The organism is Trichocoleus desertorum AS-A10 (assembly GCF_039962155.1).
Lineage (GTDB): Bacteria > Cyanobacteriota > Cyanobacteriia > FACHB-46 > FACHB-46 > Trichocoleus.
On the sequence record NZ_JAMPKN010000001.1, the window covers coordinates 320,709 to 340,332 of the forward strand.

Sequence of the window (19,624 nt, forward strand, 5' to 3'; positions counted from 1 at the left end):
GATCAAGTCTCACTCAGTGCGACTGTGACTGGAAATTAGTTGGGCGCGATCGGTGTCAGTGGAGCTGTCTCCACCTCTGTAGTAGAGTCTCCTTGAAGGCGCTGCAATTTCACCCCTAGTTTTTGGAGCTTCGTGTCGAGGTTTTCATAGCCGCGATCCAAGTGGTGTAATCCTTGAATCGTGGTTTTACCTTCTGCGGCCAAAGCAGCCACAACCAAAGCAGCTGATGCTCTTAAATCGGTTGCGACCACAGGAGCCCCAGAGAGCGTCGGGACTCCCCGAATCACGGCGTGATTGCCCTTCACCCGAATATCAGCTCCCATCCGATTCAGCTCAGCCACATGGCGCAGGCGGTTTTCAAACACCGTTTCTGTGACGATGCTGTCGCCCTCACTGACGGTCAGCAAAGCCATAAATTGAGCTTGCATATCCGTAGGAAAACCTGGATAGGGTAGGGTCTCAATATCAGTAGCGGTCAAGCCATGCCCCGGACTGATCCGCAAACAGTTAGGTGACTCTGGGGTGATCAAAGCACCGATCGCCCGCAACTTGGCAATGGCAGCCGTCAAATGGTCAGGAATAACCGGAGAGAGGCTAATTTCAGATTGTGTGATAGCTCCTGCTACTAGAAAAGTAGCCGCCTCAACGCGATCTGGAATAATGGCGTAGTCGGCTGAGTGCAGACTTGGCACCCCTGAGATTACGATGGTTTTCGTACCTGCGCCTTGGATCTTGGCTCCCATAGCGCGGCAGAAGTTGGCCAAGTCGATCACTTCAGGTTCTTGAGCGGCATTTTCTAGGATGGTTTCCCCATCAGCTAGGGTAGCCGCCATCATCAGCGTTTCGGTTGCGCCAACGCTGGGATAATCTAAATAGATTTTGGCTCCCTTGAGGCGGCGGCTGGGGCCTTTGACGTAAGCATTGACTGTGCCATGCTCGATATGGACATCCGCTCCCATCGCTTGCAGACCTCGGACATGCAGGTCTACTGGACGAGCACCGATCGCGCAGCCACCGGGCAAAGGAACACGGGCCACGCCTAAGCGAGCTAGAACGGGGCCAATGACGAAGAAGCTAGCTCTCAGTTGGCTAACCAGCTCATAAGGAGCAGTTGATTGGCCAATGTAGCTCGCATTGATATCAAGAACATCGCCCTGTCTTGTCAGCTTGACACCCAAGGATGCCAAAATCTCCCCCATCCGAGAGACATCTGCCAGAGAGGGAACGTTACGAAGACGGCAGTCTTGGGGACAGAGCAGGGCACCCGCCATCACAACGAGGGCGGAGTTTTTGGCACCGCTAATAGTGACATGTCCTTTGAGCGAAGATTTACCCCAAATCTGAAGTACTGACTTATCTTCTTCAGGTGAAGAATGGGTTTCTGGCAGTCCGTGAGAGGGAGTTATGGGCCTATCCTCCGAGTCAATTTATACTTTTAGAACTTACAAATTTGGTTTCGATTCTACCGGAAAGATTCCAGATGTCCAGAACTCCGATCTCAAGCGATGAAACAGTTTAGCTTGAACGAGCACTTTAACCTAAAAGAGATTGGCTCTGAGAAAGTTGACAAAGCTTCTGGATTTCACTACATTGGTAAATCGCAGTCCGTAGCTGCACCATAAGCGGAACTGGCGGAATTGGTAGACGCGCTAGATTCAGGTTCTAGTGTCTGCAAAGACTTCCGGGTTCAAGTCCCGGGTTCCGCATCTAAAAGCCAGGTATCTCGGCCTGAAAGGGTTACTTCAATCTACATAATTTTTAAGAGCAAACCTCATGAGAAATCAAGCGGTTTGCTTTTTTATTCTTCCCCGAAGCTGCTTTGGGTAACTGAGGCTTTGGTCAGATCTACTTATGGTTCCTTTGCTGATTGTAAGAATATTTAAATAACCGGAGAATTACAGATTCTAATTCAAGGTTCGAAATCTAGGCGCGAAACAAGAAAGCCGTCCTGAAGACAGTGCGGGATCTTGGAGTTTTGTCCGCTCAGCAGTAGAGTGAAGCTGCTTCAACGCTACGTTATTCTGTGGCACAGAATTATGTTGACCAGTCTGCAAAATCCTCTCGTTAAGCAACTTCGTAAGTTACACCGGGCTAGAGATCGCCGGGAGCAGCAATTGTTTTTGCTGGAAGGTACGCACTTACTAGAAGAGGCTTGTGCCGTGAATTATCCGCTGGCAACCCTTTGTTGTACTCCAGAGTGGCAAGCCAATCATGAACAGTTATGGCAGCAAGTTAGTCAAATCGCCCAGCGCGTAGAACTGGTTAGTCCTGAGGTATTGAAGGCGATCGCGACAACCGTAGAGCCTGACGGTGTAATTGTGACGGCACCACGTAATCCAGAGCAGACTCAACTAAGCGAAATTACCAGCCTAGGTCTAGTGTTAGAAACCATTCAAGATCCAGGCAATTTGGGCACTATGATTCGGGCTACTGCCGCCGCAGGAGCAGAAGGTTTGTGGCTCAGTGCTGACAGTGTAGATCTTGATCACCCTAAGGTACTGCGAGCCAGCGCCGGACAATGGTTCCGTCTGCCGATGGCTGTTAGCGCAGATTTGAAAACGGTCATTGCTGATTACCAAGCCCAAGGCATGCAGATTGTAGCCACTCTGCCAGATGCAGCTCTAACCTACTGGGAAGCTGATCTGCGGCAACCTACTTTAATCTTGCTGGGTAATGAAGGCGCAGGACTATCTAAAGAAGTAGCAGCTCTAGCAGACCAACGGGTCAAAATTCCTCTCTATCCGGGGGTAGAGTCGTTGAACGTGGCGATCGCTGCTGCCCTAATGCTATATGAAGCCCAACGACAACGAGGCTTTAATCCTGAAGCCCTTTCCAGTTAAGCAGATGAGAAGGAGGCCCAACGAGCTGCTTTAGCTCGAGCGTCGCGCCTCGATAAACTGTTCGATATCAGCGACTGCAGCTTCCCAATCAGCCAGAGCGGGCCGAGTTGGAGTCGCCTTAGAGTTGCCATTAGACACCGGAGCCGCCTTTTCTGGCTGAGGCTGAGCCGTTGTGGGTGGTCTGCCCTCGGCTTGCAAGGTTTTTTGCAACTGATCAAGTGATTCAGCAAAGGCTTGGGCGGCGGCGCGACGAAGCTCGTTCTGATGCTGCTCCATTAGCTGGACTCCAAAAATTCAGAATCTAGGACTCAGACTGCTTGCCATCCTGGCTTTTAAAACGGCAGGGGGTCAAGCGTTAAAAGACGTAGAAAAGATATTAAATATGGCTGAGCCAGCGTTCTATTTGTAATTTAACTGAGGTCAAGCGACCAAGACTCTAGAAGCTGGCTGCTATCAGGGTGCCCAATTTCGTTGCGATCGCAGCATGATCCTGATTTATGGTTGAGCTTGCTGTGCGGCTTTGAGTGGGTGTTGTCTAATCAACCAAATCTAGTTGAAAATTGAATTAAGGATAAAGACAAAACGCTAAAACCAAGCCTTTAACTTTTTGGGCTTCGGGCATTGCGGTATGGTAGGAAGGTTTGCCTTTCCAGGAGAGCAAAGTGAGTCAGGGATTTGATTACGATTTAATTATTCTCGGCGCAGGAGTTGGAGGACATGGAGCGGCACTGCATGCAGTGAGCTGTGGCTTGAAGACTGCCATCGTCGAAGCGGCTGATATGGGCGGCACCTGTGTCAATCGTGGTTGCATCCCCTCCAAAGCTCTTCTGGCAGCTTCGGGGCGGGTACGGGACTTGCGCAATGCTCATCACCTCAAGGCAATGGGGATTCAAGTCGGTGAGGTTGAGTTTGATCGCCAAGCGATCGCCGACCATGCCAACAACTTGGTCAGCAAAATTCGAGGCGACCTCACCAACAGCCTCAAGCGCTTGGGCGTAGATGTGATTCAAGGTTGGGGTAAAGTAGCAGGCCCACAGAAAGTCTCGATTGAAACTTCGACTGGTGAAAGGGTAGTCACGGCTCAAGATGTGATTTTGGCTCCTGGCTCTGTGCCTTGGGTTCCGCCTGGGGTAGAAGTGGATGGCAAGACCGTGTTTACCAGCGATGACGCGGTCAGACTGGAATCCTTGCCACCTTGGGTTGCCATTATTGGCAGCGGCTACATTGGCTTAGAGTTTTCTGACGTTTACTCAGCTCTAGGCGCAGAAATTACTCTGATTGAGGCGTTGGATCAACTAATGCCTGGGTTTGATCCAGATATTGCCAAACTGGCGCAACGGGTGCTGATTGCTCCCCGCGACATTGAAACCAAAGTTGGCATGCTGGCGAAGCGAGTGATTCCTGGTTCGCCAGTGGTAATTGAGCTGGCCGATGCCAAAACCAAGGAAGTGGTCGAAGTGTTGGAAGTAGATGCTTGCTTGGTGGCGACTGGACGCATCCCTGCAACGCAGAATTTAGGTTTAGAGGCAGTTGGCGTAGAAATCGATCGCCGTGGCTTTATTCCCGTGGATGACCGGATGGCAGTGCTAGTGGATGGCCAACCTGTCGCTCATTTATGGGCGATCGGCGATGCTACAGGCAAGATGCAACTAGCCCATGCAGCTTCGGCTCAGGGAGTTGTCGCGGTTGAAAATATTTGTGGTCGCGATCGCCAGGTGGACTACCACAGCATTCCTGCGGCTGCCTTTACCCATCCTGAAATTAGCTTTGTCGGCATGACAGAACCTACAGCGAAAGCCTTGGGAGAAGCAGAAGGGTTCAAAGTAGCAACTTCTAAGACCTACTTTAAGGGCAACTCCAAAGCCCTGGCAGAAGGCGAAACAGAAGGCGTTGCCAAGGTCATTTACCGCCAAGACACAGGCGAAGTTCTAGGTGTACATATCTTTGGCCTGCATGCTTCTGACCTGATTCAAGAAGCCGCCAACGCGATCGCTCAGCGCCACTCTGTCAAAGATCTGGCTCACATGGTGCATACTCATCCCACACTTTCCGAAGTGTTGGATGAAGCCTTCAAGCGAGCGGTAGCGGCTCACTAAACGGTGACCTAATCCCCAGCCCCTTCCTTGCCAGGAAGGGGAACTCGCTTTTTTGTGTTTCTAGTATTTGGTTGTTCTTAAATTAATTTCTTATGCAAATTCGTCGTCGTTCACCGAATCCTGCAATTGCTGTTCAAGAATTGCGCTATCAGGTTGTTTTGCCAGACGCTACGCCGCGCCACATTTTGGAAGAAATTGTTTGGCATAAGGAAGTTGAAGTAGATCAAATGCGAGAAAAGCAGCCTTTACTGGAGCTGCAAAAGCAGGTTCTAAGCGTTGCTCCTGCCCTCAATTTTGTGGAAGCAATACGCCAAAGTACTACTCAACCCGCAGTGATTGCAGAAGTCAAGAAAGCATCTCCGAGTAAGGGCGTGTTGCGGGAAGATTTCGATCCAGTGGCGATCGCCCAATCCTACAAAGAGGGTGGCGCAACTTGCGTCTCGGTTCTAACCGACCAAAAATTTTTCCAAGGCAGTTTTGCCAATCTTGCCAAGGTCCGCGCTGCAATTGACCTGCCTCTACTCTGCAAGGACTTTATTATCTACCCGTACCAAATCTACCTAGCTCGGTGCCACGGTGCAGATGCGGTGCTACTCATTGCCTCGATTCTTTCGGACAAAGATTTACAGTACTTCGTCAAAATTACAAACGCCTTGAACATGACCGCTTTAATTGAAGTGCATACCTTAGAAGAGCTGGATCGAGTTCTGGGATTAACAGGTGTCACCTTAGTCGGCATTAACAACCGCAACTTGGAAAACTTCTCCGTTGACTTGCAAACCACCTGTCAAATCCTTACAGCTCGCAAACAGCAACTTCAAGAGCAAGGTATTCTAGTGGTGAGTGAGTCGGGACTGCATCAGCCTGCTGATCTAAGCTTGGTTGCTGAAGCGGGGGCACAAGCAGTTCTAATTGGCGAATCTTTAGTCAAGCAAAGCGATCCAGCGCAGGCTTTACGGCAGATGTTAGCATCATCCGCAGCTGTGCCAACCCCAGAAGCAGCTGTATAAACCATCGGCTAAATCAGAAGCAATCGTTTCGGTCTGGAATCGATGACAAAAACTTCTGATTTAGTGGCTGAATCTAAGAAGAGTGTTCTCACAGTATTCTCCAGCCCTATTTGCCTGACTAGGTAAGTAGAGTAACCCATTACTTTAAGGTAGATCAGCCTACATGGAGCCGATTCCTCTTCCTTCCCACGTTCATTATGAGTTGCTACTACAGCTGCTAGAAAGGCAAACGATGTTTGCTGTCAAGCAAAGGTCACTTCAAAGTGATCAAGTCCACGAACTCATTAGCACTCTGCGTAAAGCACTGTCCCAGCAAAAGCGATTGGAAGAAAACTGTCAACGTGCTAACCAGCCGATTGAATATCGCTGGTCTCTCAATAATATAGAAGCAGAAAAAACGGCTCCATCTGAATAGTCTCAAGCGATCGCAGGACCAAAGGCAATTAGCCGTTGACGCGAAATAGAGTTTTTTAAAGCCGATCCTGCTTTGTTTCTGGAGACCTATGGTGCCTTATTGCTGTAAAGGTTATTCTATTGGCTAGTTTGTCTTGCTGAGTCTGTGGGACAGTTATTAATGCTGGGGAGGTCCTGAGTGTCGGAACCGGACTTAGCTGCTGGTCATGAGTCAATCCCTGAAGAACTTCAGCCTCAGTGGGAGCAAGAGCGCCAAATTCTACTGGCTGAGTTGGAGCAACTGCGATCGCTAGAGCACAATCGCTTAGAGCGGATTTCCCTGCTAGAGCAAGCGCTCGACCAAGCGCTAACGTCTTTGAACGACCTCACGTTGCAAATGAGGGACCAACAAGTCTTAGAAGACCAGTTAGCGACCACAGAAGAATTTTCCCATGTGCAGCAGCAGGCGATTACTAAGCTCAAGCTCCAGTTAACGCAGCAAGAGCAAATCCTGGAAGCTCGTATTGCCGAGGCTCAGGCTCAAAACCAGACCTTTCAGGAACTCTTAGCAGCAACTGAGGCAATCGCCCAAACTCAGCAAGCAGAATTAGAGCGATTGCGAGTCCAAATTGTGCAAGACCGCTCTGAAATGCAGGTACAGCAAAAACGTTTAGAGAAGCAACTCTGCGATTTGCAAGGAGCCTCACAAGGCCAACAGCAGCATGTTTTAGAAATGGAAACTCAGGCATTAGCGGCCCGCACTCTGGCAGCAAGTCTAGAGGTGAAACTAGCTGAAGCGCAACAGCAAATCGAAAGCCTATATGCCAACCTAAGTCAGCGTCAGACAGCTTTTTCTGAGTTAGAGATGCAGTTAGATCAAGCGCATTTAGCTTTGGAGGAGCATCAACTATTGCTGCATCAGATGCAGCAGGCTCAAGCCCTCTTGGCCGAGCAGCACACAACCATTGCCACATTACAACAAGATTTAGTCACAGCTCACGGCAAGATCGAAGAACTAGAAACTCAGATGGCTAAACAGGTCATGTTGCAAGCTAAGCTGCAACAGGCAGGCCAAGAACTGGAGGCAGAGCGCGATCGCTATCAATCACGGGTCTTAGGCTTAGAACAACAAGCTGCCGAAATGCAAGAACAAATTCTCAAACAGGCTCGGCAAGCCAATGAATACGAGACTGCTGTTCAGCATTGGAAAGATCGGTGTGCCGGGAGCCAACGTCAGGCGCTACAACTAAAAGAACAGCTAGCAAAGCGCTCAGAAAATTCCCCAGAAGATTTATCAGAGCTACTCATGGCAGAGCCAGAATTAGCTGAAACGTCAGAGCCGATGATTTCCAACCCAACCACTTCCTCTCAATTTGGTCGCGGTTTGAAGGTGGACCTACCTGCTTTCTTGGCTCGACGGCGGAGCTAAAAAACTTTTTGATCTAAGCTTCGTAAGCCTTCATTTCGTAATATCGATTAAAAAAGCGAGTTCGTGAACCCGCTTTTTTAGTGTTATTCAAAGTAGAAATTATCACTTGGGCTAAACAGTCTCGCCAGGAAGTTGGTTGATACAGCATCATTTCAGGAGTAGGGGATTTTTGCTGAACCTTCACTCACACAACCTACAGGGGTTGTGTTGCGGCAAGACTTTAAGCAGCCTCCATCCAATCGAAAATGCGCTCCAGTTGTTCTAAGGTGACTAAGCCATACTGCCAAAGAATCATCGGCAAAGGTCCTGGATCTTGCTCTCGGTGACGGAGGGCGATCGCGATCGAAGCAGCAGATATCGATAAATCCTCTTGGAGGAAGCGAATAAAGCGTGAATACGTTGCGGGTGCCATAGTGACCTCAATTTGTTAAATCCAATTTTGTATGGTGAGAAATAAAGTTTTTGAAAACGAGTAGTCACTCTTTAATCTGTCCATTCCCTAAGCAGGGACTTTTTAGAAAGGAGACCAAATTGCTACACGAACCAAATTAGCTCCAAGGGTTGTGCTGTACCTTGAAACCAATCTTTGCTGGGTGGAGTTGCCTTTACGATCCCCAGCCAGGGTGAATAGCTAACTAAGCTGATCAACAGCTTGGCTCGATAGGATTACTGAAATCTCCAGCAATCTAAAGGAGCAGGAAGGTTTGTGACTTTAAGCTTCTTAGCCTAAGCGCTTAGCCCTTAAACAGCTTCAACTTGCTTCTCTCACACCTACATCGCCCTCTGAGAGAGTACCTAAAAAATACTTGATTGTTGCTAGGTAAAGAGTAAAGAACTCATATAGAACCCATGAACTTTGAGACAAGTATTTTTTACTTCATCAGGCTAGAAGAGCAAAAATAACAAATTCCTCAAACTTTGTATAGCGTATTATCTCTTGATGTAATGAAACTTCAATGATGATTGAATTGAGAGAATTTTTGTCACAATCCTGATCTAGGATTGCGTGGTTGAACGGGTATACCCAGGCAGAAATTGTAGGTTGATGCGATCGCCTACCTTCAGACCCAGCTGAGCCGCTCGACCACCCCGTAGCTCAATCACTTGGTCAATGATGATGTTAGGGCCAGGACCGTAGGAAGGGCAAGGATCAGCCTTGCAGGGTGGAACTTGAGCCCGAATTGCTTTTACCTCACCATTACGCAAAAAAACCATATCCAACGGAATCAAGGTATTTTTCATCCAAAAACCTACCGATCGGGGTGGATTGAAGGGGAATAGCATCCCGCGATTTGCGGCCAATGCCGTCCGATACATCAAACCCATCGCTTGCTGCTGGCGAGTTTGAGCCACCTCTAACTGAATGACCTGCCCTTTAATTTTGGTTTGAGCGGCGATCGGCAATTGCTGGCCCCTATTCTGCTTAACTTGACCTACGGTTGGCTGAATAGTAGGCTGACGCTGAGCTTGGCTTGTGGGTGCAACTGTAGAAGAGGGTGCTGCACAGGCTAACAACAAACTGCTTAAACCGATAAATATCAACTTCGACCCAAACTTCACGGCGCTGTATTCCTGCGGGAACTCATGAGAGGGAAATGTTGTTCGTTCTAGCTGAAGGCTTGTGAGGTGCGGCAGTCCCATACATAGCTTTAACTCGTTTGCCTTACGCTTCTCGAAGAACATAGCCAACACCTCTCACAGTCTGAATCAAACGCTTTTCACCCTCATCCTCGATCTTCAGCCGTAGGTAGCGGATGTAGACTTCAATGACGTTAGATTCTCCCAAAAAGTCGTAACCCCAGACATTCTCTAAAATTTGTTCACGGGTCAAAACTTCTCGCGGGTGCTCCATTAAATATTTGAGCAATTCAAATTCCTTCATGGTGAGTTCAATGGCTCGACCATTACGAAGGGCTCTACGAGTAGCTAAATCTAAGACTAATTCACCAAACCGTAGCTGCTCAGTGCTATGCGTGTCAGGCTGGAGGTAAAGCCGCACTAACTTTAAAAATTCTTCTGTACGGTAAGGCTTAAGGAAGTAATCGTCTGCTCCTGCCTCTAAGCAGGCCACGCGGTCATCTACCGCATCACGCGCCATCAACATTAGGACTGGCACCCTAGCCCCTGTATTCCGGAGATGATTGCATAGCTTTAAACCTGATTCTCCTGCCAGCATGCGATCGATCACAACAAGAGCGGGTTGCAATGCATGGGCTTGATGCAGGCCGCTGGTAGCGTCATGAACAACCACAGCTTCATAGCCAGATTCCTTTAAATCAATCATGACATGTTGAGCTAAAGCTTCATCTGGCTCAACTAGCAAAATGCAAGGACTGCGGTCAGAATTAAGAGTACTCATGACACCTGATGAGAGAGAAGTGAAGTAGAGAGCTTTGGTCTTCGTACCCCTAGGGGCTTCAACTAGCAATCAATACACTCACTAGGTTTGCTGATAGATGAAGCTGATAGATGAAGCTGATAGATGAAATAGGCTTTGCCCAACTTCTACAAGTACCTACTCAATCAGCAGAAGGAATACAAAATGCCAGGGCAACCTGCGAAGGAGTGAGTATTAATACTTTTAACGTGCTTCCCTTGTTGTAGCACGTCCGTCAGGTATCGACTCTCCACTATGTGGTTAGAACCGACGATTAAGGCAGTTCAACCGAGGTGGGTTTGGCGATGTGAGGTAGCCCCCAACCGAGCTTTTCTCTGAGTAAATGGAAGAACTCTGGCTGTTGCAAGCGGATGAAACGGGCTGAATACTGCGATCGCACCATCCGGACCCGGTCCTCTGGCAAGATATAACATCCTGCGTTGCCATCCACCACCATCACTAACCGATTCGGGTTGGCAGGAAAAATAGTCACAGGTTCGCTATCTGCAAAAACGAGGGCCCTAGAAGCCAAAGAATGGGGACAAATAGGAACTAACTGCAAAACCGGGACACCTGGGGTAATGACAGGACCGCCCGCTGAAAGAGAATAAGCTGTAGATCCGGTGGGTGTGGAAACAATGATGCCGTCTGCGGCAATATCTACCGGGGCGTGCCGACCAATTTCGATTTCAAAGTGGCACATACTGGTCAAGGGTTCTCGATGCATGACCATTTCATTCAGGCACAGAGCTTCCCACAACAAGCGATCGCTGCGAAAGACTTGAACCGAGAGCATCACCCGCTCTTCTACTTCATAGTCACCCGCTAAAACCAGCTCTAAGGCTTGTGGCAAATAATTTAAGTAGGTTTCAGTGAGAAACCCCATGTGTCCGGTGTTAACGGTCAGTAAGGGGGTATGACAAGGAGCAATTTGTCGAAAAGCTGAGAGCACTGTACCATCGCCTCCCAAGACAATGGCAAAGTCCATCGTTTCATCAAACCCATCTGGAATCAGATGCTCAATCGGGGTATGACAGATCGGCCCTTCTGGTCCAGAGCATCCAAGAATTCCACCAGCACCAGTAGTTGAGCAAACCTCCCACCCAGTTGCGGTGAGCTTGTCCTCTAGCTCCTCAGCCATGCGACAAGCAATAGGTTTGATGTCGTTGTAGATAATGCCGACTTTGGGCACGCTTAAAATCCAGCTTATAAGTCAATTTAAGGGGTTAGGAAGAAACTCAACTGCAACCGTTATCTATGACTAGTGAGAGACTCAATCCATTGCAGGGCGGTGAATGGAACCTGTGATCTTTTACAAATCAAGATGTTGCAAGCGGCAGCTTTAAGAGCTAATAGGCAAAGCTAAAACTCGATCTTTAATGACGGAGGGGCTAAGCTTTTGAGTTTTCCAATAGCTCTAATGGTACCAGGTTGGTCACCGTAGGAAGTAGACCTCTCAAGTAAGCCACCGAATCGGAATAACCAGTTAAGTCCATAGCAATGGCTAGAACAATGATTGGTTGCGGTTTTCATACATTTTTTTATAGTCCAAATAACGGACTAAGGGCAATAGGCACTGCTGCCCTGATGCCAGTTATTTGAAAAAGCCAGACTTGAAAGCTGTCTTTTTATTGGTTTGTTTAGTAGCTTGGTTTTGCTCGTAGTCCAATTCCTTTAGCTTTTTCAAGATGCGACTGAAATAATCTTGCAAATAAACTTCTAGGGTTGTTGTCTCTTGAGGATCGATTCCAAAAGCACTGTAGGTCTCGTCCATCGAAGCTTTGAGTGGTTTTCCAGTTGCCAAAACTTCTGTAAAGGCTAAGCGATCGGCTAAGTTCCAGCTCCACTGGAAGAAACGAGCGCTCCGGCGTACCGAGCGCAACAGACCCATCGGCATCCGAGTAATTTTTGCTTCTTTTCCAGACAGGCGTTCGCAAAGCCGAATAATTTCGTAGCTGCCCCAAGCCCGTGAACCTACTATGGGAAACGCCTTCTTTTCGGTTTCCGGAGCGGAGAGGGCTCGGATCGCAAATTTGGCAATATCTTGAGTGTCCATATAGGCAATGGGCGTGTCTTCTCCAGTCACCCAAACCGCCTGCTTTTCCAAGATTGGAATGGCGTACTGCCCAATTAATCCTTGCAAAAATCCGCAAGGCCGCAAAATTGTGTAGTTTAAACCAGATTCAGCTAGAAATAGCTCGGTGCACCGCTTGATTTCCATCAATGGTACATCTGGGTACTGGTCAGCATTCAAAATTGAGAAAAAGATAAAACGCTGGACGCCCGCTGCTTGAGCCGCCTGAATTAAGGCTACTTTTCCTTCCCAATCGACTTGCTTGATACTCAGAGAATCGGTAGGACGACTAGTGGCTGCATCAATAACGGCTGTAACGTCTTTAAGCGCTGGGATGAGGCTCTCCGGTTCACACAAGTCTGCTTGGATGAGTTCTGCTCCCCACTCCTTCAAGAAAGCTGCCTTCCTGAGACTGCGAACCAAGCAACGAACTTGGTGTCCCTCATCAAGGGCCCGACGAGCTACTTGCCTTCCCAAGGTACCAGTGGCACCGACAACTAATAACTGCATGAAGGGTGAATGATAGTTTGTTAACTTTTTATAAGATATTATCAGAAATTGTTGGTTTCTTGACAGCGATTACAATTCGCTATCTCAACGGCATCGTCTACCCTTAACGTATGAAGCCCTCTTCAGGGATCAAGAGCCAATAAGGATGAAAAATGAGAGGATATAACAGGCGATCGCTGTTAATTCAGCTTGTAGAGTTTGGTGCGGAGTTTTATGGCAGCTTAGCCTGCGATCGCAGTGCTGGTGTAAATAGAGCCAGCACGATTCGTTGGCTTCCTGCGATAACGTTAGACTGGACAGAACTGCTGGTTCCTACTGGTCCCTGAAACAGCAGAAAACAAATAAAAACTGAGCTTTTTCTGCAAGCTTTAGCGTTGCAAAGGGCTATTCTTCGAGCTCTACAATCAATCCACGACTGAGTTTTTAACCCGCTATGTCTAATTTTGAGTCTCTGTCTGTTTGCTCCGCCCCAACTACTACAGCACCAGTGGCAGACGATCTCAATTGCAAAGACCAGCACCCGGTGAATCTGAGCCATGTGCGGCAACTACATCGAGATATTCTAAGCGTGGATAAAGCCCAACGCATGGCAGAATTTTTTGGGTTATTAGGAGATGCTAACCGCCTGCGAATTGTATCGGCTTTGGCAGTCCAAGAGTTATGTGTGTGCGATCTCGCTGCTGCTGTCAAAATGAGTGAGTCAGCGGTATCGCACCAGTTGCGGGCTTTGCGGACTATGCGCTTGGTGGGTTATCGAAAGCAAGGTCGCAATGTTTTTTATTGCCTCAAAGATAGCCACGTGCTGAACTTATATCGAGAGGTGGCTGATCATTTGGATGAACCGGAAGACTAAATTAAGCTCCACTATCACCGTCTTGTAAAGAGCAGTGAGCTATCTTAGAGGGCCAGACCTACTCTTCGCCGCCTTGGATTTTGAGCAGTAGGAAACCCATGCCCAATCCGACCAAGATCAAGGTAAAGGACAAAACAGCTGCATTGAGAATTTCACCATTCATCGCTTTAATGCTCCTTGTTAAACCCGCAGTCAGTATTTTAGAACAGTTTGACCCCTAATCCTTGCTCTGAGTATCGGCAAGCTCCCAGGTTCTATGAGGATTCAATCTACTCCAATTGTTCTGCCTACAACAGCGTTGCCACAGCGTCCTCGGTTGGCTGTAACGTTAGGTGATCCGGCGGGAATTGGTCCCGAGGTTGTTTTGAAAGCATTGGCTGAACCTAGACTGACTTCAACCTGCGAGGTCACGGTGGTAGGCAGCCAAAGATTACTACGCCAAGCTTATCTGCAATTGAAGCGGCAACAGAGTTTGGGCGATCGCGAAGCTGAACCCCTAGCAGATCCAGAGCAACTTTTGATTTTAGATTTGCTTCTGAATCAAGCAACCGAATCCCAGATCACGGTAGGGGCTGGCAATGCTGCTAGTGGAGCTGCAAGTTTTGCTTATTTAGAAACGGCGATCGCCCGTACTTTGGCAGGAGAGTTTGATGGTATCGTCACGGCTCCCATTGCCAAGTCGGCCTGGAAAGCAGCAGGGCATGAATATCCTGGGCAGACAGAATTGCTGGCAGAGCGCTCTGAAACTCAACGCTTCGGTATGTTGTTCGTAGCGCGATCGCCTCACAGCAATTGGACCCTGCGAACACTGCTTGCAACTACTCACATTCCGCTGCGTCAAGTGCCTGACGTTCTAACGCCAGAGTTGATGACGGCTAAGTTAGAGCTATTAGCAGCCTGCTTACAACAGGATTTTGGTCTCAGTACCCCTCGAATTGCGATCGCCGGTCTGAATCCTCATAGCGGTGAGCAAGGCCAGTTAGGTCGAGAAGAGCAGGAGTGGCTGATTCCGTGGTTGGAGCAAGCCCGCTGTCAGTGGCCGCAGTTACAGCTCGAAGGTCCAGTCCCTCCCGATACGCTTTGGGTGAAGCCTGGACAAGCTTGGTATGGTGCCGCTGGTGCAGATTCCTCGGCTCATGATGCTTACTTAGCGCTGTATCACGACCAAGGCTTAATTCCTGTCAAGTTGCTAGCTTTTGACCGAGCTATTAACACAACGATTGGTCTGCCCTTTGTCCGCACGTCTCCCGATCACGGTACTGCTTTTGATATTGCGGGTCGAGGAGTTGCCAACGCTAACAGTATGAAAGCTGCGGTGCAATTGGCAGCGGAATTAGCGGGGCGCAGAATGAAGTCTTTTCCATCAACCTAAATAAACGCACCTGATCTGGGTATTGCTAATGAAGCCCAGACAATGATGGCAGTGCTAGCTCGATCCAGTGCAGCGATCGCCCTGCCATTTGTTAAAACAGATTGCGTATGGTGTAGATATGTTAAGTCGGCGCTAAGTTTTTGGAACTTGAGGTCATCCTAGACCCATAAGACTCATGAATCTGAAGCTGCAAACTTGCTCCAATCAAACTAAATCTGTCTCAAGACAGTGTAATTGCGAAAATAAACATGCAGAAAACATCAACCTTTAATGACTTTTGCAATGTTTATTAATATAATCGAGTAAAAACTAGCGTGAAAATAAAAAACATTCAGTATAGCTGATTACAAAGTTATCTGAGCTACAAATTTTCTAACTACGTTATTTTGTTTGGATCCTTTGTAGTTTTCCAGTTGCGCTCAAAAGGGTAAATATGATTCAGTCCATTCAATACTCTATTAACTTGATTCAAGATGAAGCGTTGCACCTGGTGCAGCAAGGCGTTGTAAGTCGTCAGCAGCCGATTTATGCCCTGTGCAAATACATTCCAGCCCGTGAATGGGCCTTGGTGGAATGCGAACTAGAGCGCAGCAATTTCTTGCTCAGAGACCGCATTGGAGATCTGATTAGCTGCGAAAGTTGGGAAAACGACTAAATAATCCCTAAATATCAAGTCTAGACGTCTGATCCGAAGACGCCTCACTCGCTATATTTCTCCTGTGAGATGAGCCAGTTAATTTGAAAAGGCGATCGCTACAACCCTACTATTCAGTTGGGTTTTGGCTTCTGAGTTTCTCCAATTCAGTTCGAATTGCGGCAATTTGGGCAGTTAATTCTTGCAACTCAAGCTGCACATCTGGAGGGGCAGCCGGGGTAGCTGTAGCAGTGTTTGTCTGAGCTTGAGTCGTAGCATCGTAAGGCGGCTGAGCTTGTTGACGCTGACGCTGCTCTAAGATCGTATCAACAAAGTTGCGGGCTTCTTGCTCGGTCATAGCGCCCTTAGCATCCCATTCCTCTGCCAACTGACTGAGGTCAGTTCTTAGCTGGCTCAAGTTTTGCTCCCGCTTTTGGGGATCTTGCAACACTTCAATCAAGGAAGTAGTTGCCCCGAGGGTGACCCGTAATCCTTTTTGCAGTAAGTAAGTCAGATTATTAGAATCCATTGGTAGAAATTTATGTGCTAATGGTGATTGGTTGCCTCGATTTTACTGTAAGTCACGATTAGGCAACCTGCTCTAGGTACTGATTTACGTCTTCGACTAAACGCGTTAGTTCTGTTTCAGTCGTTAACCGAATGCGATCGTCGCGTAACGTGACCAGCACTTTGGCAGCAAAGGGAGTGGGCCAAATGTTGGGATTACAAAAGATTTCTAAAAACACGTCCCCGGTGTAACGATACTCAACTGATTTCTGTGGATTAGGTCTGCCACCTGGAGTAGTAGTTGCTGCAACCGCTTTCAAGCTTTCTAACAGTCCTGTTAAAGCAGCTTTTAGCTCTTGAGCCGCCTGAGCTGTAAAGCTAAAAGCAACAGAGCCTTCGCCCAAATTGAGAGTGAGTGGAGTCGCAGCCATAAGCGGTCTATTTTGAGAGTCTGAGTGTTTATCGTACCGGGGAAACGGCCTGCGCAATACTAGTGATCTGAACAGATATCTCGTTTAGACTGAAGGCCAGAGAACTCTGATCCGGGTTCAGGAGAGTTCGATCATGGTCGTTGACAACCGTTCACAAGTTCGCAAGGTATTGCTCATTACCTTGGTGCTCAATCTATTTGTGATGCTCTTAAAAGCATTGGTGGGATGGTCAACAGGTTCACTGAGCTTGCTGGCTGATGCTTTGCATAGCGTCACAGACAGCGTCAACAATGTTTTGGGATTAGTAGCTAGTCGTTTTTCCTCTCCCGAACCCGATCGTGATCATCCCTATGGTCATCAGAAATTTGAAGCTGTAGGTGCTTTAGGAATTGCAGCTTTTTTGGGGATCGCTTGCTTCGAGATTTTGCAAGGAACGGTCGAACGATTACTCCAAGGTAGTCAACCCGTCAACATCTCAGCCTCCGAGTTGTGGCTCTTGCTGGCGGTATTGGGGATTAATATTTTTGTCACTTTTTATGAGCGGGCAGTCGGGCAACGAGTCAACAGCCCCATTCTGATTGCTGATGCGCAACACACCATGAGCGATGTTTGGGTAACGATTAGTGTACTGGCTGGTTTGGTCGGGATTTGGGCTTGGAATCTGCAATGGCTAGACTTGGCGTTGTCGTTTCCAGTAGCGATTCTGGTATTTAGTAGTGGTTGGTCAGTGTTGCGGTCTAACTTGCCTTGGCTAGTGGATGAAATGGCGATCGCTCCGGAAGCCATTCATGCGATCGCAGCCCAAGTTCCTGGCGTGATCAACTGTCACAGTATTGCTTCAAGAGGGGTCTTAGGTCGGCAGGTCTTCATCGAAATGCATTTGATTGTAGATGCTACGGATGTTGAAACAGCTCACCAAATTACCGAAGCCCTAGAAGCACGACTCGAAGAACGATATGGCCCAGCGCGAATTAATATTCATGTAGAGCCTCCTGCCTACATGTCTAACCAAATTAGTTACGAAAATGATTTGTCTTAGTTACCGACTTGGTGCTTAGAAACAAAAATCTGCATCTCATGAGGAAAGGGTTAGATTTCCTATGAAGCTTTTAATTAATTTTTAATAAACAGTTAATAAAGACTATAGTTTTCCACAGATCAAGGGGTTTTTCCACAGATTTAGCCCTGTTTTCCACAAAAAATTTATAAGAGTTATGGTGCCGCTATTTATTTCTTTAATAGCAGCACCCTATTTATTAGCAGTGATTAGCGAGATGGATCAGTAGAGTAGAACCTAGCTGATAAGCAGAATTAGCTATCTCCGGTCATCTCGGCATCGCAGTAAGTGAACTAGTAGAAGCTAGAGCGCATCTATTCCCACTCAATTGTGCCGGGGGGCTTAGAGGTAATGTCATAAACTACCCGATTGACGCCGGGTACCTCGTTCACAATCCGATTGGAAATGGTTTCTAGCAGATCGTAGGGAACGCGGGACCAGTCTGCGGTCATGCCATCTTCGCTGGAAACCAATCGCAGGACAATAGGGTAAGCGTAGGTTCTTTGGTCACCCATGACACCCACACTGCGAACTGGCAGCAATACAGCAAAGGCTTGCCAGAAATCATGGTAAATGCCGCGCCGATTAATTTCTTGACGCACAATTAAATCTGCGTCACGGAGAATTTCTAAGCGCTCTTCGGTGATTTCTCCTAGGATGCGGATGGCGAGACCAGGCCCAGGAAAGGGATGCCGCTGCACGATTTCTTCAGGTAAACCAACGGAGCGGCCCAGCTTCCGTACTTCATCCTTAAACAATTTGCGGAGGGGTTCAACCAGCTTGAAGCACAAGTCTTTAGGTAAGCCACCGACGTTGTGATGACTCTTGATTTTGACTGCTACCCGTTCGCCTGTCTTTGGATCAACATTAGTATCCGCAGACTCAATCACATCCGGGTAGAGAGTACCCTGAGCTAAGTAGTCGAAAGGCCCTAACCGTCTGGATTCTTCTTCAAATACGCGGATGAATTCATGGCCAATCCGCTTGCGCTTTTCTTCGGGATCGGTAATTCCATCCACTGCGGCTAAGAAGCGCTCGCGGGCATTGACGTAGGCAACATTGATGTGGAATTGCTCCTCAAACAGCTTCACCAATCGTTCTGGCTCATACTTCCGCATGAAACCTTGATCGATAAACATACAAGTGAGCTGATCGCCGATGGCTCGGTGCATCAAGAAGGCTAACGTCGAAGAGTCAACGCCGCCAGAGAGAGCCAGCAACACTCGCTTATCACCAACTTTGGCCCGAATTTCCCGAATCGATTGCTCAACGAAAGCAGCCGTGGTCCAAGTCGGTTCGGCTTGGCAGATGTGATAAACAAAGTTGCGAATCAGCGGCATGCCGCCGAGGGAATGCACCACTTCTGGGTGGAATTGCACGCCATACAGCTTCCTCTCGTGGTGAGCGATCGCCGCACAGGGAGTATTATCTGTGTGCGCCAGCAACTCAAAGCCATCTGGTAACTTGGCTACCGAGTCACCATGACTCATCCACATCGTGGTGCCATCGTCCACATTGGTCAGCAAGTCCGTGGGATCATCAATCACGAGGGCTGCTTTGCCATATTCCCCGCGCTCGGCCCGCTCCACTTCGCCACCGAGCTGTTGCACCATCAACTGCATGCCATAGCAGACGCCTAGAACTGGGATGCCTAACTGCCAAATCTCTGGGTCACAGTGAGGAGCGCCCTGGTCATAGACCGAGCTAGGACCACCAGAGAGAATAATGCCTTTGGGGTTGAGCTGCCGTAGCTGTTCTGCCGTGGTGCGATAAGAGATCACCTCAGAGTAAACCTGAGTTTCGCGAATCCGACGAGCAATTAGCTCTGAGTACTGAGAGCCGAAGTCTAAAATAACAATAATTTGCCGATCCAGCTGTTTTAAATCTTCAGCTTGAATCACTGGTTCAGTCTGTAGAGTCACGGACGTATCCTGATGCAGTTGGGGTAGATGTAGAGATAAACCCTTGCTATGGCGTGCCTAAGCACAAAAGCAATGCCAAAAACGAATCCTAAAAATTTCTTTACTTTTAAATCAAGTGT

The 19,624-nt window shown here is 48.2% G+C and carries 21 protein-coding genes and 1 tRNA gene; 11 read left to right on the plus strand and 11 right to left on the minus strand.

The features are described 5' to 3' along the window. Positions 1-35: 35 nt before the first annotated feature. Positions 36-1,427 (minus strand): UDP-N-acetylglucosamine 1-carboxyvinyltransferase, encoded by a 1,392-nt coding sequence (gene murA / locus NDA01_RS01420; protein ID WP_431193306.1) that lies wholly within the window; start codon positions 1,425-1,427, stop codon positions 36-38. Between the two features lie 195 nt (positions 1,428-1,622). On the opposite strand from murA, the gene NDA01_RS01425 reads away from it, so the two are divergent. Together NDA01_RS01425 and NDA01_RS01430 are read left to right on the plus strand one after the other, a co-directional pair. Continuing rightward, a tRNA-Leu gene (locus NDA01_RS01425) sits at positions 1,623-1,706 on the plus strand. A 330-nt stretch (positions 1,707-2,036) separates the two neighbouring features. After that, positions 2,037-2,840 carry a TrmH family RNA methyltransferase gene (locus NDA01_RS01430; protein WP_348226611.1) on the plus strand — a complete coding sequence of 268 codons (804 nt, stop codon included), beginning with the start codon at positions 2,037-2,039 and terminating at the stop codon, positions 2,838-2,840. Between the two features lie 30 nt (positions 2,841-2,870). Here the strand turns inward: NDA01_RS01430 and NDA01_RS01435 are convergent, their stop codons facing one another. Next, positions 2,871-3,116, minus strand: a complete 246-nt coding sequence (locus tag NDA01_RS01435) for a hypothetical protein (RefSeq protein WP_348226612.1) — start codon at positions 3,114-3,116, stop codon at positions 2,871-2,873. Between the two features lie 386 nt (positions 3,117-3,502). On the opposite strand from NDA01_RS01435, the gene lpdA reads away from it, so the two are divergent. From lpdA to NDA01_RS01455, 4 genes are all read left to right on the plus strand, one after another. Continuing rightward, a complete protein-coding gene (gene lpdA / locus NDA01_RS01440; protein WP_348226613.1) occupies positions 3,503-4,936 on the plus strand; it encodes a dihydrolipoyl dehydrogenase in 1,434 nt (477 codons plus the stop codon). A gap of 92 nt (positions 4,937-5,028) precedes the next feature. Continuing rightward, positions 5,029-5,946 (plus strand): indole-3-glycerol phosphate synthase TrpC, encoded by a 918-nt coding sequence (gene trpC, locus NDA01_RS01445; RefSeq protein ID WP_348226614.1) that lies wholly within the window; start codon positions 5,029-5,031, stop codon positions 5,944-5,946. A gap of 163 nt (positions 5,947-6,109) precedes the next feature. After that, on the plus strand, positions 6,110-6,361 hold the full coding sequence (locus NDA01_RS01450) for a DUF5340 domain-containing protein (RefSeq protein ID WP_190434051.1): 252 nt from the start codon (positions 6,110-6,112) through the stop codon (positions 6,359-6,361). Between the two features lie 177 nt (positions 6,362-6,538). After that, the gene (locus NDA01_RS01455) at positions 6,539-7,768 is read left to right on the plus strand and encodes a coiled-coil domain-containing protein (RefSeq protein WP_348226615.1); all 1,230 of its coding nucleotides are present in this window, start codon (positions 6,539-6,541) and stop codon (positions 7,766-7,768) included. Positions 7,769-7,988: 220 nt separating this feature from the next. Here NDA01_RS01455 and NDA01_RS01460 read toward each other — a convergent pair whose 3' ends face one another. From NDA01_RS01460 to NDA01_RS01480, 5 genes are all read right to left on the minus strand, one after another. Next, complete coding sequence (locus NDA01_RS01460; RefSeq protein WP_190434047.1) at positions 7,989-8,180, minus strand: DUF2949 domain-containing protein; 192 nt, start codon at positions 8,178-8,180, stop codon at positions 7,989-7,991. Between the two features lie 584 nt (positions 8,181-8,764). After that, the gene (locus NDA01_RS01465; RefSeq protein ID WP_431193281.1) at positions 8,765-9,451 is read right to left on the minus strand and encodes a DUF192 domain-containing protein; all 687 of its coding nucleotides are present in this window, start codon (positions 9,449-9,451) and stop codon (positions 8,765-8,767) included. After that, entirely contained in the window at positions 9,432-10,127 is a 696-nt protein-coding gene (gene nblR, locus NDA01_RS01470) for a response regulator transcription factor NblR (RefSeq protein WP_190434045.1), read from the minus strand. The genes NDA01_RS01465 and nblR overlap by 20 nt, the downstream gene beginning before the upstream one ends. Positions 10,128-10,419: 292 nt before the next feature. Then, positions 10,420-11,337 (minus strand): NAD(+) kinase, encoded by a 918-nt coding sequence (locus tag NDA01_RS01475; protein ID WP_348226616.1) that lies wholly within the window; start codon positions 11,335-11,337, stop codon positions 10,420-10,422. A 402-nt stretch (positions 11,338-11,739) separates the two neighbouring features. Beyond that, positions 11,740-12,729, minus strand: a complete 990-nt coding sequence (locus NDA01_RS01480; RefSeq protein WP_348226617.1) for an SDR family oxidoreductase — start codon at positions 12,727-12,729, stop codon at positions 11,740-11,742. A 152-nt stretch (positions 12,730-12,881) separates the two neighbouring features. On the opposite strand from NDA01_RS01480, the gene NDA01_RS01485 reads away from it, so the two are divergent. Together NDA01_RS01485 and NDA01_RS01490 are read left to right on the plus strand one after the other, a co-directional pair. Next, positions 12,882-13,055 carry a hypothetical protein gene (locus NDA01_RS01485; protein WP_348226618.1) on the plus strand — a complete coding sequence of 58 codons (174 nt, stop codon included), beginning with the start codon at positions 12,882-12,884 and terminating at the stop codon, positions 13,053-13,055. A gap of 107 nt (positions 13,056-13,162) precedes the next feature. Next, on the plus strand, positions 13,163-13,582 hold the full coding sequence (locus NDA01_RS01490; protein WP_348226619.1) for an ArsR/SmtB family transcription factor: 420 nt from the start codon (positions 13,163-13,165) through the stop codon (positions 13,580-13,582). 58 nt (positions 13,583-13,640) lie between these two features. On the opposite strand, the gene petM is transcribed toward NDA01_RS01490, so the two are convergent. Beyond that, a complete protein-coding gene (petM, locus tag NDA01_RS01495; RefSeq protein ID WP_190434035.1) occupies positions 13,641-13,745 on the minus strand; it encodes a cytochrome b6-f complex subunit PetM in 105 nt (34 codons plus the stop codon). Between the two features lie 93 nt (positions 13,746-13,838). Between petM and pdxA the strand changes: the two genes are divergently transcribed. Both pdxA and NDA01_RS01505 read left to right on the plus strand, forming a co-directional pair. Next, on the plus strand, positions 13,839-14,954 hold the full coding sequence (pdxA, locus tag NDA01_RS01500; RefSeq protein WP_348226620.1) for a 4-hydroxythreonine-4-phosphate dehydrogenase PdxA: 1,116 nt from the start codon (positions 13,839-13,841) through the stop codon (positions 14,952-14,954). Between the two features lie 433 nt (positions 14,955-15,387). Then, positions 15,388-15,609 (plus strand): DUF4327 family protein, encoded by a 222-nt coding sequence (locus NDA01_RS01505; RefSeq protein ID WP_190434031.1) that lies wholly within the window; start codon positions 15,388-15,390, stop codon positions 15,607-15,609. 109 nt (positions 15,610-15,718) lie between these two features. Here the strand turns inward: NDA01_RS01505 and NDA01_RS01510 are convergent, their stop codons facing one another. Together NDA01_RS01510 and NDA01_RS01515 are read right to left on the minus strand one after the other, a co-directional pair. Beyond that, entirely contained in the window at positions 15,719-16,117 is a 399-nt protein-coding gene (locus NDA01_RS01510; RefSeq protein WP_190561403.1) for a hypothetical protein, read from the minus strand. Between the two features lie 58 nt (positions 16,118-16,175). Further along, positions 16,176-16,526 carry a hypothetical protein gene (locus NDA01_RS01515; protein ID WP_348226621.1) on the minus strand — a complete coding sequence of 117 codons (351 nt, stop codon included), beginning with the start codon at positions 16,524-16,526 and terminating at the stop codon, positions 16,176-16,178. A 133-nt stretch (positions 16,527-16,659) separates the two neighbouring features. Between NDA01_RS01515 and cdf31 the strand changes: the two genes are divergently transcribed. Beyond that, positions 16,660-17,565, plus strand: a complete 906-nt coding sequence (gene cdf31 / locus NDA01_RS01520; protein ID WP_348226622.1) for a CDF family zinc efflux transporter Cdf31 — start codon at positions 16,660-16,662, stop codon at positions 17,563-17,565. Positions 17,566-17,897: 332 nt separating this feature from the next. On the opposite strand, the gene guaA is transcribed toward cdf31, so the two are convergent. Next, positions 17,898-19,505 carry a glutamine-hydrolyzing GMP synthase gene (gene guaA, locus NDA01_RS01525; RefSeq protein WP_190554577.1) on the minus strand — a complete coding sequence of 536 codons (1,608 nt, stop codon included), beginning with the start codon at positions 19,503-19,505 and terminating at the stop codon, positions 17,898-17,900. Positions 19,506-19,624 lie beyond the last annotated feature (119 nt).